Annotated in this window: 12 protein-coding genes; 9 read left to right on the forward strand and 3 right to left on the reverse strand. The window is 35.7% G+C overall.

All coding sequences use genetic code 11. The annotated features are described in order from the left end of the window. The 5 genes from EM308_RS13500 (at nucleotide 1) to EM308_RS13520 (ending at nucleotide 4,683) form a co-directional block, all read left to right on the forward strand. Nucleotides 1-708, forward strand: coding sequence for a 16S rRNA (uracil(1498)-N(3))-methyltransferase (locus EM308_RS13500; RefSeq protein WP_035640961.1), 708 nt, complete (start codon nucleotides 1-3; stop codon nucleotides 706-708). Nucleotides 709-730: 22 nt separating this feature from the next. Beyond that, nucleotides 731-1,378, forward strand: a complete 648-nt coding sequence (locus EM308_RS13505; protein WP_035640998.1) for a DUF4159 domain-containing protein — start codon at nucleotides 731-733, stop codon at nucleotides 1,376-1,378. A gap of 462 nt (nucleotides 1,379-1,840) precedes the next feature. After that, nucleotides 1,841-2,791, forward strand: a complete 951-nt coding sequence (locus EM308_RS13510; protein ID WP_035640964.1) for a zinc metalloprotease — start codon at nucleotides 1,841-1,843, stop codon at nucleotides 2,789-2,791. Nucleotides 2,792-2,916: 125 nt separating this feature from the next. After that, entirely contained in the window at nucleotides 2,917-4,098 is a 1,182-nt protein-coding gene (locus EM308_RS13515; RefSeq protein WP_035640967.1) for a THUMP-like domain-containing protein, read from the forward strand. An 18-nt stretch (nucleotides 4,099-4,116) separates the two neighbouring features. Continuing rightward, nucleotides 4,117-4,683, forward strand: coding sequence for a hypothetical protein (locus tag EM308_RS13520; protein WP_035640970.1), 567 nt, complete (start codon nucleotides 4,117-4,119; stop codon nucleotides 4,681-4,683). Between the two features lie 80 nt (nucleotides 4,684-4,763). Here EM308_RS13520 and EM308_RS13525 read toward each other — a convergent pair whose 3' ends face one another. Beyond that, a complete protein-coding gene (locus EM308_RS13525; RefSeq protein ID WP_035641000.1) occupies nucleotides 4,764-5,411 on the reverse strand; it encodes a M15 family metallopeptidase in 648 nt (215 codons plus the stop codon). Nucleotides 5,412-5,865: 454 nt separating this feature from the next. On the opposite strand from EM308_RS13525, the gene EM308_RS13530 reads away from it, so the two are divergent. Both EM308_RS13530 and EM308_RS13535 read left to right on the forward strand, forming a co-directional pair. Next, nucleotides 5,866-8,940, forward strand: a complete 3,075-nt coding sequence (locus tag EM308_RS13530) for a SusC/RagA family TonB-linked outer membrane protein (protein ID WP_197056156.1) — start codon at nucleotides 5,866-5,868, stop codon at nucleotides 8,938-8,940. A gap of 78 nt (nucleotides 8,941-9,018) precedes the next feature. Next, the gene (locus EM308_RS13535; protein WP_035640973.1) at nucleotides 9,019-10,476 is read left to right on the forward strand and encodes a RagB/SusD family nutrient uptake outer membrane protein; all 1,458 of its coding nucleotides are present in this window, start codon (nucleotides 9,019-9,021) and stop codon (nucleotides 10,474-10,476) included. Between the two features lie 60 nt (nucleotides 10,477-10,536). Here EM308_RS13535 and EM308_RS13540 read toward each other — a convergent pair whose 3' ends face one another. Together EM308_RS13540 and EM308_RS13545 are read right to left on the reverse strand one after the other, a co-directional pair. Then, nucleotides 10,537-10,944 carry a VOC family protein gene (locus EM308_RS13540; protein ID WP_035640975.1) on the reverse strand — a complete coding sequence of 136 codons (408 nt, stop codon included), beginning with the start codon at nucleotides 10,942-10,944 and terminating at the stop codon, nucleotides 10,537-10,539. 182 nt (nucleotides 10,945-11,126) lie between these two features. Continuing rightward, nucleotides 11,127-11,576, reverse strand: coding sequence for an SRPBCC family protein (locus tag EM308_RS13545; protein WP_035640978.1), 450 nt, complete (start codon nucleotides 11,574-11,576; stop codon nucleotides 11,127-11,129). 180 nt (nucleotides 11,577-11,756) lie between these two features. Between EM308_RS13545 and EM308_RS13550 the strand changes: the two genes are divergently transcribed. Next, the gene (locus EM308_RS13550) at nucleotides 11,757-12,776 is read left to right on the forward strand and encodes an LLM class flavin-dependent oxidoreductase (protein ID WP_035641007.1); all 1,020 of its coding nucleotides are present in this window, start codon (nucleotides 11,757-11,759) and stop codon (nucleotides 12,774-12,776) included. Nucleotides 12,777-12,833: 57 nt separating this feature from the next. Then, nucleotides 12,834-14,588 carry an ABC transporter ATP-binding protein gene (locus EM308_RS13555; RefSeq protein WP_035640981.1) on the forward strand — a complete coding sequence of 585 codons (1,755 nt, stop codon included), beginning with the start codon at nucleotides 12,834-12,836 and terminating at the stop codon, nucleotides 14,586-14,588. Nucleotides 14,589-14,608: the final 20 nt, after the last annotated feature.

Below are 14,608 nucleotides of genomic sequence, written 5' to 3' on the forward strand. Positions count from 1 at the left end.
ATGCAGTTATTTTACAACCCCGCAATAGACGAAACAACAGAAACTTTTTCTTTTGACAAGGAAGAAAGTAAGCACATCATTAAGGTTTTACGCAAAAAAGATACCGATATATTATATGTAACCAACGGTTCTGGTCTTTTATTTAAAACTGAAATCACATTAGCGTCTGACAATAAATGTACGGTTCAGGTTTTGGAAATAGAGAAAGCTAAAGCCTCAAAATACAAATTGCACTTGGCGGTTGCCCCAACAAAGATGAATGACCGCTACGAATGGTTTCTTGAAAAAGCTACAGAAATTGGAATACACGAAATAACCCCTGTTATATGTGATCGTTCCGAAAGAAAAGTAATAAATCCAGAACGATTTGAAAAAATTATTCTTTCGGCCATGAAGCAATGCAATCAGATGTATCTTCCAAAATTGAATGCTGCCATTTCGCTTACAGCATTTATAAAAAAAGAAAAATCGGGTCAGAAAATCATCGCCCATTGCGAAGAAACAAACAAAAAATCCTTAAAATCAATACTTAAACCCAATACCGATTACACTATATTAATAGGTCCCGAAGGTGATTTTTCGAACAAAGAAATAGAATTGGCATTAGAGAACAATTATATCCCTGTTTCATTGGGCGAAACAAGATTACGTACAGAAACTGCTGCCATTGTTGCCTGTCATAGCGTTGTTTTTACCAATGAAAACTAGATTAAAGTTTAATTTCCGATCAATGAAAAAAGTAGTTTTCCTCTTTTTGTTTTTACTTTCCATTTCTACAGAGGGTTTTTCTCAAGAAATAGCTTTGTTAAAGTACAACGGAGGTGGTGATTGGTATGCAAATCCAACTTCGCTGCCCAATTTGATAAAATACTGCAATGCCAATACAAACACAAGAATAAAAACAAAAACCAGAACTGTTGAACCCAGCAGTCCAGATCTTTTTTCCTATCCGTTTGTCCATATGACCGGTCACGGAAATGTGGTTTTTAGCGAAAGCGATGCCATAAACTTAAGGAAATATCTTTTGGGAGGCGGTTTTCTGCATATTGATGATAATTATGGTATGGATCAATACATTCGTAAAGAAATCAAAAAATTATTTCCAAATAATGATTTAGTCGAAATTCCTTCAAGCCATCCTATATTTCAAAAACCATTCGCTTTTCCAAATGGATTGCCAAAAATCCATGAACACGACGGAAAAAGACCTCAAGCTTTCGGAATATTTATCGACAATAAATTGGTTTTGCTCTACACCTACGAATGCGACCTTGGCGACGGATGGGAAGATGCCGAAGTTCACAATGACCCTTGGGAAATTCGCGAAAAAGCATTAAAAATGGGTGCTAATATTATGACTTACATCTTCACCAATTAATTTGTATCTGAACTCATAAATTTACCGCAAGAGAGCGCAAATATTTTCATTTCTTTGTGCACATTCCACAATGGTCACTAAGCTTTAGTGTTTATTTATAAGCTAAAATCTACTATTCTATTATCTTTTTTCACGCGAACTACGCGGACTATCGCAGATTCTATACTTTAAAAACAATTAAAAATCCGTATTAATCCGTTTATCTATGACTCCAGCGATAGAAATGTCATTAAGTTAAGCTTTGTGTTTTCTCGGAAAGATGAGAAGACACAAAGTTCGTCAGCGAATTCTTTGCGACTTTGCGAGAGCTATATTTTGAAAAAATTTTCAAGAAATTCTTAAGACAATAGTGAACAAGCTAAGCATATCCGTGGGCAATCAGATAAAAAACAATTACATATTTAGATTTTCAATAGTAATAAATCGTAAATTGCATACAATTAACTGATAATCAAATACATTATGAAAAAAATATTTTTACCCTTCGCAGCACTGATAATGCTTTTTTCATGTCAAAATGATGATCAAAATTCAGCAATTTCATCGACAGAATCGGTTATTCAACGCAAGTGTGCAACACAGGAAGTTCTAGAAGAACAATTAAAAGCTGATCCCACTTTGGCCATTAGAATGAATCAAATTGAAGCTTTTACCCAAAACGCGGTACTATCCAAACGCATCGCAGACAGTAAAATCGTGATTCCTGTGGTTGTCAATCTACTCTATAGGACTGCCGCAGAAAATATCTCTGATAGTCAAATACAAACCCAAATAGATGTACTAAACAAAGATTTTACTGCTTCAAATCCTGATTTTAAAACAACTCCGTCTGAATTTGCAACTGTAGCAGGAAATGTTGGAATCACTTTTGAATTGGTCAAAACCAATAGAAAAGCAACAACAAAAACTTCATGGGGCACCAAAGATGCCATGAAAAAAACAAAACAAGGCGGATTGGATCCAACATCACCCGCAACAAACTTAAACCTGTGGGTTTGTACTATTGGTGGAGGAATTTTAGGTTATGCCCAATTTCCAGGTGGTTCATCTGCGACCGATGGTGTAGTTATAGATTCTAAATATTTTGGACTTTCAGGTAATGCCAATTATCCCTACAACCTTGGACGAACAGCAACACATGAAATTGGACACTGGATGAACCTAAGACATATTTGGGGTGATACTTCTTGCGGAAATGATTTGGTAACAGACACTCCTGTTGCAAAAACTGCCAATTTTGGTGTTCCAACTTATCCTCATGTAAGTTTATGTTTGCCCACTCACAACGAAATGACGATGAACTATATGGATTACACAGATGACAGAGGAATGTTTATGTTTACCACTGGTCAGAAATCGAGAATGTTGGCATTATTTGTTTCCGGGGGTGTGAGAGCAGGCTTTAGTCAATAGTGCTTCTAAAATTTATATTTTTAAAACTCGCTCTTGTTAGCGAGTTTTTTTATATTTATATCAAAATACAACCACGGGTTTTCGTGGTCTAAAAATTAGTCAATACGTAATAAAAAAAAATTAAATTGAACCTAGACATCTTAGATTCCAAAATACAAGATTTTATTGATTCAAATATTGGAGTCTCCGTTTCAAAATTGGCACTTCAAAAAAATCCGTTTCCTATTGTAGAATGGATTTCTGTTTTAAATCAAATTGCGGCAAAATCTAAAGCAAAAGAAAAACTGCCGACATGGTTTTCGACCAAAAACATCATTTATCCAAGCAAAATTTCAGTAGAACAAACATCTTCGGAAAAAACGGCTTTATACAAAAGCACACTTATTTCGGGTGAAAATTTAATCGACTTAACGGGTGGATTTGGCATCGATGATTATTATTTTTCAAAAAAAATAAAAAACGTAACCCATTGCGAAATCAATTCCGAATTGTCTCAAATTGTACAACACAATTGCAAACAATTGGGTCAAGACAACATTACTTGTTATGCAGAAGATAGCTTTGAAACTTTATCAAAATTAAAAACACAATGGGATTGGATCTACATTGATCCTTCCAGAAGAAACGACAGTAAAGGCAAAGTCTTCATGCTAAAAGACTGCTTACCCAATGTCCCGGAAAATCTTGATTTTTATTTTGAAAAATCCAATTCAATCTTAATAAAAACAGCTCCAATATTGGATATCACAGCTGGAATCAGTGAATTAAATAATATCAAATCCATCCATATCGTTGCCGTCGATAATGAAGTAAAAGAGCTGTTGTGGGAATTAAGCAAAAATTATCAAGGTGATATTAGTATCAAAACCGTAAATCTTTTAAAAGAGAAAACAGAAATATTTGATTTTACATTCAATAAAATTAATGGTCAGCCCATCTTTAGTTTACCACAAAAATATTTGTATGAGCCCAATAGTTCTATAATGAAATCTGGAGGCTTTGATCAAGTTGGTTTATGTTACGGATTAAACAAGCTTCACAAACACTCGCATTTGTATACATCAAACGAAAATAAAAATTTTCCGGGAAGAGTTTTTGAAATAAAAAACAGTTTTGCTTATAACAAAAGTGAGATGAAAAGCTATCTAGAAAACATGAAAGCCAACGTCACTACAAGAAATTTTCCTGATTCGGTCGAAAGCATCCGAAAAAAATGGAAAATCAAAGAAGGGGGCGATTTGTATTGTTTTTTTACAACTGATGAAAATAACACCAAAATTGTTTTAATTTGCACCAAAATGAAATAAAAAATAATTTTTACATAAATGAAATACTTACTTGTTACGGCTTTGTGCCTTATTAATTTTTCTCTTTTTGCCCAAAAACCTTGTGAATACGCGACCAATGTCACAGATTCTCTTGGAACCTATAAAATCACCAAAGAATATCTGGTAAGCGAAAAGGTCTTTGGGGGAAATTCCAGTTACATTTTTTATTCTTTGGCTTTAACAGACGGAATACCTACACTGACAGTGCAATTAATTCAAAAAAGCAAAGATTTCATGAAAGCCAACTGCTTTGATAAAGATTCCAAAATTTATTTACAGCTGCAAAACGGAAAAATTGTTACGCTTAACCATATTGATCAAGAAAATTGTGGCAGTATGGTACGAGACGACAAAGGATTTGATAATAGAGTAAAATCTGGAGTTTTTGTATTTTTAAAAGAAAACTACGAAGACCTGAAAAAATCTCCAGTCTCCTTAATGCGAATCAAATACCTGACTGATGTTGAAGACGTAATAATCAGAAAAGAATTTACAGCCGAACTGGACGGAAAAATGTATTATCCAGAGACTTATTTCATTGAAAACTTACGTTGCGTGGAGTAATTCTTTTTGTTTTCAGAATAAAAAAAAAGCCATTTTCAATTAGACTTTAACTTAATTGAAAATGGTTTTCTATTTTTAAGCTATTTACATTCCCATTTAAAATTGGAAACAGTATCTTTCAAACCGGCTTTCAAATTATAATGCCACCACTCGGAATCAAAGGAATTAAAATGCTCCTTCGCCATAATCTTTCTCAATAAATTTCGATTATTTTTAATTTCTTTAGAAAAATCTGGAAAATCGTGGCTGGCTTCTTTTCCAAAAAAATCAAAAGAAGTGCCCATATCCAATTCTTTTCCATCAAAATCTACCAACGTAATATCGACCGCCCCTCCTCTATTATGGATTGAACCTTTACTCGGATTGGCAACATATTCTGGATTTGGAACAATTGCCCACATTTTTTTCTGAATATCCAAAGGCCGGTAACAATCAAAAATCTTTATTTTGAGCCCTTTTTTCATAAATCTTTCATTGGCCAAAATAAGTGCTTTTACGGTTTTATAGCGCAAATAACATTCGGCACAATCATATACTTTGGATTTCAAAAAATTGTCAGCAGTGGCATATTTCATATCATAAACAAAATCCTGACTGTACTCTTTTAAGTTTACAAAAGTGGTATCATTTACATTCTGGGTCAAATCATTTTGATTTATTTGTGAAAAACAATTCAACTGATTAAGAAGAAAAAGAAAAACCAACAAAGATTTGATAGGAAAAGCCATGTGTGAAAAATCATTTTTTATTGAAGTAAATGTAGAAAAATAAAAAATACGAAAAGTATAAAACACAAAACCCATAAAATCATAAGGCTTACAGGTAAACACAAGAATCTTTTTTGATGGTTTAAAAAAGACTGAAAATTAGCCTCTTAAATCATTTGGAACAAAAAAATAAAATGACGATTTTCGATCAAAATCATCACTTTTACAAATCTCCACTTAATTCAAAACCGTTTTCCTAATCAATATGACCCAAGAATAATAGCAATTTTATTAATCTAAAAATAATCATATTCCCTTTTTCCCTTTACTATTTTGAGAATAACAAATATTTGGCACTTACAAAAGGAGATTTTTCACCTTAATAAGGAAATTTTTATCCCTTCCCCCATGAGTTAATATTAATATTTGCTGCAATTAACAAAACCATTACGAATCTATGAAACTATTACCAAAAATGAAGCCAAAAACACACAGGCTTACGTTAAAACCATGGAAAACCATGAAATTAGCATCCACATTGGTTATTGCTCTTACATTACAAGTATCGGCAGCAGTATCTTCAAAAACAGTTACTTTATCACGAAAGAAGGAGTCTATTAATTTGACATCAGTCCAAAAGCAAATTAAAGGAAAAGTTGTTGATGAAAAAGGAATTCCCATCCCTGGAGCCAATATAACGGTTAAAGGTACCAATATTGGTACTCAGGCAGATGCCGATGGTAAATTCTCTATCAGTGTTCCTGAAAACGGAGCAAAACTTATAGTCTCTTTCATTGGGTTTGATTCTCAAGAAGTTGCTATCGGAAACTCTACACTTACCATTGTTTTGAAAGAAACAGGCCAAAAACTGGATGAAGTAGTTGTGGTAGGTTATGGTACTCAAAAGAAAAAGGATTTAGTTGGATCGGTAGCATCTGTTTCATCAAAAGATTTCAAAGAGCAAGCGGTTACCAATATATCACAAATATTGCAGGGACGTGCTTCGGGTGTGCAAGTTATATCAAATTCTGGGGCGCCAGGAGGAGCCGTTTCGGTACGTATTCGTGGAAACAATTCCATTGTAGGAGATAATAGCCCATTATATGTTGTTGATGGCTTTGTGGGTACAGACCCCTCGTCTATAAACCCGAATGACATTGAGACCATGGACATATTGAAAGACGCTCCATCAACTGCTATTTACGGAAGCAGGGGAGCAAATGGTGTAATTGTTATTACTACAAAAAAAGGAAAGGCTGGGAAAAGCAATATTAGCTTTATGACTCAGTTAGGCGGAGGAAATGTAGTTAAAAAATTAGATCTTTTAGGTGCAGCTGATTATGCAAGAACACTAAACGAACGTGCAGCTGCTACAGGTCTTCCTCCAGTATTTACGCAGCAGCAAATTAATAATTATGCGGCTAACGGTGGTACCGACTGGCAGAATGAAATTTTTAGATCAATGTTGTCTCAGGAATATCAATTAAATATTTCGGGAGGTAATGAAAAAACCAATTATTTCACCAGCGGAAACTATTTAAATCAATCAGGTATTCTTCTTAATACTGGTCTGAAAAGGTATGCACTAAGAATTGGTTTAAATTCAAAACTAACCGATAAATTGTCGCTTCATTTAAATTCTTCTGCAACAAGAAATGAAGTTCTCAATGGTGCTGCTGGGTCAGGTGGTCGCTTTTCATCTATTAATCAGGCTATCACATGGTCTCCAACAGAACCTGTAAGAGATGCTAATGGCAAATATACCCGAGTTGACCCTTACAATTCAATCGATTTTAATCCAGTAGCCTATGCAACTGATCAAAGCAATGTTTCTAATAATTCTTTGTTTACCTCTGTTGTCGGTTTGAAATATGAATTCATTCCTGGTCTTACTTTTGATGCAACGGGTGGTTTGAATTATAATAATATTCAAAACTTAAACTTCTCTGATGCAACAATCAATTCTTTGTTTCAGGCGAATGCTGGACGATCTTCTACTGAGAATATAGGTGTACAGAGTACTAACAATTTAACTTATGCACATACTTTTAACAATGCACATAATTTAGTACTTACTGGAGTTATTGAATATCAATCCTATACATCTAATTACTTTAATGCAAGCGGAAACAACTTAACGTATCCAGAGACAAAGTATTACAATATTGGCTTATCGGGGACGTATGGTATAGGCTCAGGTTATACTGAATCTACATTATTATCCTACTTAGGAAGAGCTACTTATGACTACAAAGGTATTTATTATGTAAGTGCTTCTGTGAGACGTGATGGTTCATCGAAATTCCAAAAGGACAACCAATACAGTACTTTCCCTTCTGCTGGTGCAGCATGGAAAATTTCGGAAATGGATTTTATGAAAAACAAAACCTTTTTCAATTCGTTAAAATTTAGAGGTGGTTATGGCCTTACAGGTAATCAAGCTATCAATCCATACCAAACCTTAAGTCTTTATAATACAGCAACAACTACGATTGATCCAGGTAAAGCAAATCCAGGTATTGTTCTAGGTAATCCAGGAAATCCTGATCTTAAATGGGAAACTACAAGACAGTGGGATTTGGGTCTTGATGCCGATATGTTCGACAACAGAGTTTCTTTTACTGCTGATTATTATGACAAACTTACGGATAATCTATTGCTTAATGTTCCAGTGCCAGCATACATGGGTGGTGGAAGTGTGTTATCTAATGTGGGAGCGGTTAGTAACAAAGGACTCGAATTTTCATTAACGTATCGTAATTCAAAAGATGCACAGGTTCATTGGTCAAGTAGTGCTAATCTTTCTTTCTTGAGAAACAAAATTGAATCATTGTATTCTCCAAGCAATATTCCAAGTAGTACAGCAGAATTTATGTTAATACCCGGCCAACCTATGGGTACTTTTTGGGGATTGACTTATCTAGGAACATGGAAACCGAGCGAAGCAGCTGCAGCTGCAGCCTATAACAATAAACCAGGTGATTCTAAATATTTAGATTTAAATGGTGATCATATCATAGACGGAAGTGATTACCACGCAATTGGTCACGGCTTGCCAAAATACACTTGGGGTTGGAACAACGATTTTGTATGGAAAGGATTAACATTGAATGTATTTATACAAAGTGCTGGTGGATTTGATAAACTGGATGGTTCAATTGGAACAATTTACGCGGGGCTTCGTCAGGCAACTGCAGCCGGTATTGCAGACCGATACATTCCAGGGGTAAACGAGACATCTGATATTCCAGCTTTTAGCTTAACCGATAAAAATTACTCACCATCAACAAGATTTTTGGAAGATGCAACTTATATCAGATTAAAAAATATAAGCCTTAGCTACCAAATTCCTAAAGAATACTTTAAAGGTTTTGGTGCAACGGTATTCTTGCGTGGAACCAATTTAATTACCATAACAAAGTATAAAGGATTTGATCCAGAAACCAATAGCTTAACAACAGGTGCAGGAAGTGATGTGAACCAAAGTCTTGATAATGCTTCATATCCAAACGCAAAATTAGTTACACTTGGTGTTAAGTTGGAACTTTAACTAATAGGGATTTAATTAAAATCAATAAAAATATTATTCATTACAACCAATAGCAATACTGGTTTAAAATAAATCGAAATGAAAAAACTTATTTATTCACTTTTGCTCGGTTTCGCTGCAGTGAGCTGCACTAAAGAGCTTACCGAAGACCCTAAAGGGTTGTTAGCAAGTAATACAGCACTTAATACATTGCCTGGCTTGCAAACCGCTATTGTTGGAGCCTATAAACCTTTAAAAGATGGTTATAATTCTGGTTTTGGTAGTGCAGCATTAGATGCAGTAGTAATGGGGTCTGATGATCTTACCACCCATCCTTCCAGTAATAAACAAGAACTGAGAGAAATGGATCAATTTGCTGTAAATTCAACCAATAGTAGAATTTATGTTATCTGGCTCGGTTGCTATAAAGCCATACAAAACGCCAATGCGATTATTGATAATTATGAAAAGGTAGGTAATACTGCCGAAATTAAGCAAATTGGAGGCGAAGCTTATTTCATAAGAGCGTATTCTTATTTTTGGCTTACCAGACTTTGGGGTAACGTTCCTATTATTTCAAGTTCAACTTATACAAGCAGTTTGTTAAGCGTTTCGAAATCCGACCCTGCAACGATATATAAATTAATTGAATCTGATTTAAAAAATGCTGAAACCTTGATGGGGAACACTAAACCTGCTGCAGGGAGAGTAAATGCTGGAGCAGCAAAAGCAGTGCTTGCCGAAGTTTATTTAACTGAAGCGGGATGGCCTCTTAAAGATGCATCCAAATATCAATTGGCTGCTGCTAAAGCAAAAGAGGTGATTGATAATAGTGCAAAGTACGGTTTTGACCTTGTTCCAAATTTGGCTACGCTCTGGTCGGGCACTACTACCAGCAACAACACGGTTGAAGATGTATTTACGTTGCAATTTTGTTCAAGCTGTGGTAATCCAAGTACTTTAAACGGAAAATCATCTATGGCTGATCCAGAAGAATCAGGTTGGGCCGATTATTGTGCAGAAGTAACGTTCTATAATAATTTCCCGGATGGCATACGTAAAGACTTGACTTTTCAATCTGTATTCACCAAGCCTAATGGTACGACTGTTACTTGGCAGAATAGTACTATCAGACACCCGTTCTTTAAAAAATTTAGAGTGAATACTCCAACTCCTAACTTTGCTACATCCAGTACCGATCAATCGGTTAAATTATTGCGTTATGCTCAAGTATTGCTTACTTACGCCGAGGCTCAGGCAAGATCTAGTGCAGCGCCATCTACAGATGCCTATGCCGCTGTTAACCGTATAAGAACACGTGCAGGATTGCCAAATTTAGCGGCAGGATTGTCTTCGGCTGCATTTGCCGATGCTGTTGTTCAGGAAAGAGCTTGGGAATTGGCTGGTGAATATACCCGTTGGTTCGATTTACAACGCCTACAAAAGGTAGAACAGGCTAATGCTAATAAAGCACCAGATGATCTAAAACCAGTAGGCCCAATTAAATATTGGTTGCCTATTCCTTACAAGGATGTACAAATTAACACAGGCTTATAAGAAAGGTCTATAAATAATAATGAGCTCGATATTGCATCGGGCTCATTTTTTTCTGCCCTACTACGTTGCTGGGAATTTAGACATATCCATATAGAAAATTTCCCACGTATGTCCGTCAAAATCTTCAATAGTACGTTGCTGCATAAAACCATAATCTTTCATTTCGCTCGGTTCTATTCCGCCAGCTTTTAGTCCATTTGCCACAATGCTGTTTACTTCATCAACGCTTTCTGTCGATAACGAAAAAAGACCCGCTACTTTTGATTTGGTGTCTGCGATAGGTTTGGTTGCAAAGCCAGAAAATTTTTCGTGTGTCAGCAACATTACAAAAATACTATCACTCCAAACCATACACTTTCCGCTGTCATCCGAAAATTGAGGATTGTTTGTAAAGCCCAATGCAGTATAAAAGTCCAACGATTTTTGCAAATCGGTTACTGCTAAATTGATAAAAATTTGTTTCGCCATTTTTTAGTTTTTTAAAAAGACTGTTTGTTATTTGTAGTAAGCTATGTTTTATGAACAAAGTTCAGTGGTTTTGTCATTTCGACGAAGGAGAAATCACATAGCTTGAGCAACTGTTGGGATTCCTCCTACGTCGGAATGACAAACATAGGGTGATTTATTTCTATGTTTGTTTTAATACCAAATTAAGCATCTGGGATATTTGGTTCTACCAAACGTTTTAATTTGTCTAATGATTCCTGCCAACCCAGATAACACATTTCTGTTGGTATGGCATCGGGGATTCCTTCCTGTGTAGCAAAAAGTTCGGTACCACATAGTACTTTTCGTAATTCTATGGTCGTAATCATTTGTCCCGGTAAATTTGGGTCATCAAAATGGTCGGTGTATTTTAATCTTTCATTTGGTATAATTTCCAAATATTCACCACCAAATGAATGACTATTACCCGTGGTAAAATTGGTAAACGACATTTTGTATTTTCCGCCAATTTGTACGTCCATACTATGAACTTTACAAACAAAACCATAAGGAGGTAACCAGGAAGCCATTGCGTCTGCATCTGTAAATGCTCTGTAGACTTTTTCGGGAGGTGCCGAAAAAACTCTATGAAGGGTAACCTTATTATTTGCCATATTGTTGTTTTTTAGATAGTTAAAATTAATATTTTCCAAGTTAATTTAATATTTTTTAAGTTAACTTTTGATTATTCTTTTTATAAATATAAAAGAATTCGGTTTAAATTTTATAATTGAATTAACATATCAGAATAAATAACTGAGGGTTAATGATTAATTTTGTGCAAAAGTATCATGATGCAAAAACCCCCAATCCCGATATCCTTATTAGAGTTAGCCATAATCACACAGGAAAGTGATGCTGCAGAAACAATGCAAAAAACCAAAGAACTGGCGCAATTGGCCGATGATTTGGGCTATAAACGAATTTGGTTAGCTGAACACCACAATATGGCTCATGTTGCGAGTACGGCAACAGTTGTTTTAATTGGCTATGTTGCGAGTCAAACCAAAAAAATAAGAGTTGGTTCGGGCGGAATCATGCTGCCCAATCATTCGCCTTTGATTATTGCCGAACAATTTGGAACATTAGGAATTCTGTATCCAGAAAGAATCGATCTTGGTTTAGGAAGAGCTCCCGGAACCGATTCGCTGACCGCACAAGCCATCAGACCCGATTTTTTAGAAGAATCTCAGCGGTTTCCTATGAATGTAAAGACCTTACAAGATTATTTTTCGGAAGAAAATGCCGTGTCCAAAGTGCGGGCTTTTCCAGCAGAAGGAGTAAATGTCCCCGTTTGGATTTTAGGTTCGAGCATGGACAGCGCAACATTGGCAGCGGCTTATGGACTCCCGTATGCTTTTGCTGGACATTTTGCGCCAAGGCAAATGATTCAGGCTTTTGAATATTATCGGGAAAACTTTAAACCTTCGGCATATTTGGATAAGCCAAAAACGCTGGCTTGCGTAAATGTAATTGCTGCCGATACAGACAATGAAGCCCGGGTTTTATCCACCAGTTTGTACCTAATGTTTCTGAATTTGGTTCGGAATGACCGTAAGCCTTTGCAACCGCCTATAGAATCTTTGAATGTAATTATGAATGAGGCTGAGCGTTATCATGTGAATCAAATGACCGCCTGCACTTTTGCGGGAAGCAAAGAAAAACTGATTAACGATCTAAAAGAGTTCATAGAATATTCCCGTGTGGATGAACTAATGATTGCCTGTCCAATTTTTAATCATCATGATAAATTAAAGAGTTTACAGATAACCAAGTCGGTTATTGATGCCATAAATGAGCCGGAAACGGTATAAAATTCTACAAAACTGCATTCAATAGTTGTAGTTTTGCATTTCAACTATAGAAAAAAAATGAAAATATTATATACCTACATCAAAGAACATAAGCCATTATTGTTTTTAGCATTATTTTTGGCTGCTATTAATCAGTGTTTTTCATTATGCGATTCAATTATTATTGGTAAACTACTCAATCAATGTGGTGTTGGTGTTGCCGGTTTCAATCATAATTTTGGACTTTTCACAAAAGCAGTTTTGGGCTGGTTGGCACTTTCTCTGGGTGCTGCAATGATGTCTAGAATCGCCAAGAATTTTCAGGATTATTTCACCAATATTATTATTCAGCGGACCGGTGCCAAAATGTACACCGATGGAATTCAAAAGGCATTGGAACTACCCTTTCAGGATTTTGAGGATCAGCGAAGCGGTGAAACATTGGGTAAACTTCAAAAGGTAAAAATTGATTGCGAAAAGTTTATCACTTTGGCTATTTCATTGGTTTTTCAAACACTTATCGGGATTGTGTTTGTGATGGCTTATGCGATAAACATCCATTGGATGCTCGGACCTATTTTTTTGGCAACAGTTCCGGTAGTTGCATTTGTCAGTTCCTTTTTGGGCAAAAAAATAAAAAAAGTTTCAAGAGAAATTCTAGGCGAAACCACAGCATTGGCTGGAGCTACAACCGAGTCTTTACGCAATATTGAATTGGTAAAAAGTTTGGGATTAACAGATCAGGAAGTGAATCGTCTCAATAGTACCACGATAAAAATATTAGGATTGGAGTTAAAAAAAGTGCGCTTTATCCGTTCGTTGAGTTTTATTCAGGGGACAACGGTTCATTTCATGAGAACGACTTTGGTTTTTGCATTATATATGTTCATTTTCCAAGGAATTATTAAGCCGGGAGATATGATAACGCTAATGTTTTTCTCTTTCTTCTTGTTTAATCCGTTGCAGGAGCTTGGAAACGTGATTGCCACTTATAATGAAACGAAAGCTTCGATGGATAATTTTGGTAATTTGATGAATGCCAAAAGTGAAGAAAAACCGCTGCACCCAAAAACAATCGGTTTTATTGATAATTTAAAATTTTCGAATATTTCGTTCAAGCATCAAACAGCCACTTCGCATGCCGTCAAAGATATTTCATTTGAAGCAAAAGCTGGGGAAACCATTGCTTTTGTTGGGCCTTCGGGAAGTGGCAAAACTACTTTGGTCAAAATGTTGGTGGGTCTGTACACGCCCGAAGAAGGTGATATTTTTTATAATGGCAAAAATGCCAAAGACATCGATTTGACCGAACTTCGACAACAATTGGGTTTTGTGACTCAGGATGCACAACTGTTTTCTGGAACGATAAAAGACAATTTGTTGTTTGTAAAACCCAATGCGACTGATGAAGAAATAAATGATGTTTTGCAAAAATCAGCCTGTCAAAATTTATTGGCTCGCGCCGAAAAAGGTTTGGATACCACTATTGGTGAAGGCGGTATCAAAGTATCTGGAGGTGAAAAACAGCGATTATCCATAGCAAGAGCTTTGTTGAGAAATCCAAGATTATTATTGTTTGATGAAGCAACATCTGCTTTGGATTCTATTACCGAAGAGGAAATTACCAAAACAATCAAGAGTATTTCTTCCAAGCAAGACCAGATCACTGTGTTAATCGCACATCGTTTGTCTACTATTATGCATGCTGACCGAATCTATGTTTTGGAGCAAGGTGCTATTATCGAGCAAGGAAGACATCATGATTTACTTGATGAAAAAGGGTTGTATTACGCCATGTGGAGACAGCAGATTGGGGAACGGAAGTTGGTGTAGATTATTCGTTCAAGAATAGA

This window comes from Flavobacterium gilvum (assembly GCF_001761465.1).
GTDB classification, from domain to species: Bacteria; Bacteroidota; Bacteroidia; order Flavobacteriales; family Flavobacteriaceae; genus Flavobacterium; species Flavobacterium gilvum.